This window comes from Gilliamella sp. Fer4-1 (assembly GCF_001690515.1).
Lineage (GTDB): Bacteria > Pseudomonadota > Gammaproteobacteria > Enterobacterales > Orbaceae > Gilliamella > Gilliamella apicola_C.
In genome coordinates this window covers 1-4,687 of the sequence record NZ_LZGZ01000229.1, presented here as the reverse complement: position 1 = coordinate 4,687, position 4,687 = coordinate 1, and the positions used below count along the sequence as shown (strand labels likewise).

Genomic DNA, 4,687 nt, shown 5'->3' with positions numbered 1-4,687 from the left:
TTTACAAAAATTATTGGATTTAACTTAAAAACACAAATAAAAAACTTAATAAAATCAATAGCTTTTCTGAATCCTTTTTAAGGAAAAAATATTCCTATTTTTAACCCGCCAATGGTTGTTAAAAGATATGATTCTGCAACCGCACGAGGGATACTGGAGGATTGCGCATAAAATCCTCCAGATCGGGAGGTATCATCAATTGTTTATTTTATTCATAAAAGCCAAAATGCCCGAAACCATAACGATCCCCAAACTAAACTAGTTGCTACTTAAAAAATCATTCAGAAAACCTATTGATTTTATTTAATTTTTTATTTTTGATGAAAAATCAACATTTTTACCTAACCCATACGTGAGGATAGGGGATTTTACTCAATATTCTCCGATTCAGACGTTATCATCAATCGCTTATCTTATCTACAAAAAATAAAAAACAACACAACTAAAACCAGTTCAATTAAGAAACAGTAAAAATTTTATTTTTATATTGGAACGTGAGTTTACCTATAAGTTTTGCGATTAAAGCAAAATATTATCATTTATTGTTTCGATATTTTTTAATAACTTAATGCTAAACATCTATTGCTAATTTATATATAATGCTTTAACAATTTAAATTTTAGATATCAATTTCGGAGCCTCTTATGCAGCAGTTTCGTCCTATCCGCCGTGCTTTACTTAGTGTGTCCGACAAAACGGGTATTTTAGCGTTTGCTAAAGCTTTATCAGAACGAAATGTGGAACTGCTTTCAACTGGGGGAACAGCAAAATTATTAATCAAAAACCAAATACCAGTAACCGAAGTTTCTGACTATACAAAATTTCCAGAAATGATGGATGGACGAGTTAAAACGCTACATCCCAAAATACATGGAGCAATTTTAGGGCGTAGAGGTATTGATGATAAAGTTATGCAGCAACACCAGATCGAACCTATCGATATGGTGGTTGTTAATCTTTACCCATTTGCACAAACTGTTGCTAATCCGCATTGCACATTGGACGATGCTGTTGAAAATATTGATATTGGTGGTCCGACGATGGTTCGATCTGCCGCAAAAAATCATAAAGATGTTGCCATTGTAGTTGATAGTTGCGATTATACCAATATTATCAATATGATGGATGAGAGTCACAATTCCCTTTCTTTTGAATATCGTTTTAATCTTGCTATTAAAGCCTTTGAGCATACAGCAAAATATGATGGTATGATTGCCAACTATTTTGGGAAATTAGTGCCACCTTATATGGGGCAGACAAATGAGCCAGCGGGTGAGTTCCCTAGAACGTTAAATTTGCAATTCATTAAAAAACAAAATATGCGGTACGGCGAAAACGCCCACCAGCAAGCGGCTTTTTATGTTGAAGAAAATGTTAAAGAAGCATCAATTGCAACTGCAAAACAACTGCAAGGGAAAGCACTTTCTTATAATAATATTGCTGATACCGATGCTGCGCTTGAATGTGTGAAGTCGTTTGATGAACCTGCTTGTGTGATTGTAAAACATGCCAATCCTTGTGGTGTAGCAGTCAGTGATAATATTTTGCACGCTTATGAAAACGCTTTTAAAACCGATCCAACATCGGCTTTTGGTGGCATTATTGCTTTTAATCGTCAACTTGATGCTAAAACTGCAAAAGCCATTGCCGATAAACAATTTGTAGAAGTCATTATTGCACCATCCGTTAGTCAAGAAGCACTTGCAATTATCCAAGCTAAAAAAAATGTACGCGTACTTGAATGTGGTGAGTGGACAACATCATCGCCTGCTAGTTTAGATTTTAAACGTGTTAATGGTGGGCTTTTAGTTCAAGAACGTGATTTAGGCACAATAGACGAACATCAATTAACGGTTGTCACTAAGCGTAAACCAACAAAAAAAGAGCTTTCAGATGCACTATTTTGCTGGAAAGTAGCTAAATTTGTTAAATCCAATGCCATTGTTTATGCAAAAGATAAAATGACAATAGGTATTGGCGCAGGTCAAATGAGCCGCGTTTATTCAGCCAAAATTGCTGGAATTAAAGCGCAAGATGAGAATCTAAATGTTGCTGGTTGTGTTGTGGCTTCGGATGCTTTTTTCCCATTCAGGGATGGAGTCGACGCTGCGGCTGCCGCAGGTGTAACTTGCGTAATTCAACCAGGCGGCTCTATTCGTGATGACGAAGTCATACAAGCGGCAGATGAACACAATATTGCGATGATGTTTACTCATATGCGCCATTTTAGACATTAATTGTTAGTAAAATGAGTGGGTATTAACTCACTCAAAATAAATTACTACACTGGGTTTTGTAAAACATAAAAATTTACAATCCTTTTTTCAGATTTTAGTATTCAAAGGATCTTTTATGAAAGTTTTAGTCATAGGTAATGGTGGGCGTGAACACGCACTTGCTTGGAAAGTCGCACAATCACCATTAGTATCAAAAGTCTTTGTCGCTCCTGGCAATGCAGGTACTGCACTTGAACCTAGTTTAGAAAATATTAATATTAAAGCAACTGATGTTGGCGGTTTGCTCAATTTTGCGCAACAAGAACAAATTGATTTAACAATTGTTGGTCCTGAAGCGCCACTCGTTATTGGTGTTGTTGATAGTTTTCAAAAAGCAGGATTAAAAATATTTGGTCCATCAAAGTCTGCTGCGCAATTAGAAGGATCTAAAGCATTCACCAAAGATTTTTTAGCTCGACATAATATTCCAACAGCCGAATATCAAAACTTTACAGAAGTTGACCCCGCTATTGCTTATATACGTCAGAAAGGCGCTCCAATTGTGATTAAAGCCGATGGGCTTGCTGCGGGTAAAGGTGTTATTGTAGCAATGACACTCAAAGAGGCCGAAGATGCCGTGTGCGATATGTTAGCGGGTAATGCTTTTGGGGATGCTGGCCATCGAGTGGTTATTGAAGAGTTTCTAGAGGGCGAAGAGGCGAGCTTTATTGTCATGGTCGATGGCAAAAATGTTGAGCCAATGGCAACAAGCCAAGATCATAAACGTGTTGGCGATGGCGATACGGGCTTAAATACTGGTGGTATGGGCGCTTATTCCCCAGCGCCAGTGGTTACTGATGCCGTTTTTCAACGAATTATGGATGAAATTATTTACCCAACCGTTAATGGCATGGCACAAGAAGGGAATGCCTATGTTGGCTTTTTATATGCTGGTTTAATGATTGATAAAGAAGGCAATCCAAAAGTTATTGAGTTTAATTGCCGATTTGGCGATCCTGAAACACAACCCATTATGATGCGATTGCAGTCAGATCTAGTGAAACTTTGTATAGCGGCCATCGATGGTAAGCTTGATACCGTCAAATCCAAATGGAATTCAAGATCAGCCTTAGGTGTAGTGCTAGCTGCAGGTGGTTATCCGGGCGAATATAATACGCAAGATGTGATTCTTGGACTCCCCACAGAGGCAACCGATAATTGCAAAATTTTCCATGCGGGAACCAGTTTAGAAAAAGGTCGAGTATATACCAATGGTGGGCGAGTACTGTGTGTTACTGCCTTGGGCAATACCGTACTTGAAGCGCAGCAACGAGCGTATGAGCAAATAAAAGATATTTACTGGCATGGTTGTTTTTATCGTAAAGATATTGGTTATCGTGCGATTGAGCGAGAACAAAGCAGTCATAAACCATAATTTTTTAAAGTTACGCCATTGTAGCTTTTAATGACGTTGTAATAGGTATGAACGAAAAATTATCACAACAGCAATCAGTTTTTTATTCAATTTTTTTAAATTAGAAAACGATATCTAATAGTAAGCTTAATTTTATATAGATTATATTGATAATATTTTAACGATTAAATTTGTTTAGTAGAAAAAGGGATGTATAAATTATTAGCCATGTTGGGCGATGATACGACAACTGGTGGTAAAGTAATTTCTGCATCAAATAGTGGTTTTTCTCAAGGTCAAGGTATCGCATGCTTAGGCGATTACGCAAGTTGTCCTAAATGTACAAAAGGATATGGTTCCATTATTGAAGGAACATATGATTGTATTGTAGATGGTAAACCGGCTGCCTATGATGGTTGCATTGTCGCTTGTGGATGCCCAATAGGAAATAATCGAATTATCGCCACTAAAAGCTTTGCTTATGTGAATATTGCAAGCTCTTCATCAGCAAAAAGCGCAAGTTTTAAAATGCCTAGCCCTTCAGAAACCTCATTACCTATCTTTCAAAACCTGATGTATACGCAAAGTGACTCATCACTTGAAATGAGTGACGACACATCAAAAATTCGATTGGACGCCAAACGCTTAATGGACTGCGCCCACGAAGTATGCGAAAAACACCTTTATTACAGTGAAATAAAACAAGCTTTTATTGATGATGTAGATCACTTTGCTATGAATATCGTTGATAAAGTAGAAAATGGTGAGATGAGTTATGAGGAGGGTGCAAAGAAAATAAAGACTGAAGAAAATAATTTGTGGGAACAAAGTCTTGTATGGGTGAAAAATGGTTTGTCTATTTTTGGTGGTGTAGGAATGATTCAAACTGGGTTAGCACTTTGTTCTGCGGGATGGTCATGTCTTATTGGAGCCCCCATGATAGCGCATGGAGTAAATGGAATATAGGAAGGAACCGCTGGCATTGTTAATGGTGCTATTAACGAAATTGAAGGTGGCAACAGAAGTATGGAAGTTGATGGACCTTTAAGAAGTGGAT

General features: G+C 37.4%; 3 protein-coding genes. All 3 read left to right on the top strand.

Going from position 1 to position 4,687, the window contains the following annotated elements; genetic code table 11:
* Nucleotides 1–644: 644 nt before the first annotated feature.
* The 3 genes from purH to A9G30_RS08245 all read left to right on the top strand — a co-directional run bounded on the left by purH (nt 645) and on the right by A9G30_RS08245 (nt 4,596).
* Complete coding sequence (gene purH, locus A9G30_RS08255; RefSeq protein ID WP_065588636.1) at nt 645–2,237, top strand: bifunctional phosphoribosylaminoimidazolecarboxamide formyltransferase/IMP cyclohydrolase; 1,593 nt, start codon at nt 645–647, stop codon at nt 2,235–2,237.
* 115 nt (nt 2,238–2,352) lie between these two features.
* Nucleotides 2,353–3,651 carry a phosphoribosylamine--glycine ligase gene (purD, locus tag A9G30_RS08250; protein WP_065588635.1) on the top strand — a complete coding sequence of 433 codons (1,299 nt, stop codon included), beginning with the start codon at nt 2,353–2,355 and terminating at the stop codon, nt 3,649–3,651.
* Between the two features lie 189 nt (nt 3,652–3,840).
* A complete protein-coding gene (locus tag A9G30_RS08245; RefSeq protein ID WP_065588634.1) occupies nt 3,841–4,596 on the top strand; it encodes a PAAR domain-containing protein in 756 nt (251 codons plus the stop codon).
* The last annotated feature ends 91 nt before the right edge of the window (nt 4,597–4,687 follow it).